This window comes from Pseudomonas sp. CGJS7 (assembly GCF_036961695.1).
The window spans coordinates 1-433 of the sequence record NZ_JBAMDI010000330.1; the positions used below are offsets into that span (position 1 = coordinate 1).

Annotated in this window: 1 protein-coding gene; it reads left to right on the forward strand. The window is 68.1% G+C overall.

Features of this window, described 5'->3' with window-relative positions:
* The coding region (locus tag V7787_RS52940; protein ID WP_336095470.1) for a phosphopantetheine-binding protein at nucleotides 1-433 on the forward strand (433 nt) is incomplete at both ends.

The window sequence follows — 433 nt, forward strand, 5'->3', positions numbered from 1 at the left end:
ACACCTGGGGCGCGGCCTGCCGGACTACATGGTGCCGAACCAGTGGCTGGCACTGGACAGCCTGCCGCTGTCGCCCAATGGCAAGCTCGACCGCAAGGCCTTGCCACGCCCGGACCAGACCGTCAAGGCTCGCGACTATCAGGCGCCGGCCACACCGACCGAAATCGCCCTGGCCGAGATCTGGCAAACCGTGCTGGGCGCAGGCCCGGTGGGCGTTACCGAGAATTTCTTCGCCCTGGGCGGCGACTCGATCATGTCGATCCAGGTGGTCAGTCGTGCGCGACAGGCCGGGATCCATATCACGCCCAAGGCATTGTTCCAGCACCAGACCGTGCAGCGCCTGGCGGCCGTGGCCCAGCTCGGGGAGGCGGTGGTGCCACGTATCGACCAGGGCCCGGTGACGGGCAGCGCGCCGCTGCTACCGTTCCAGCAA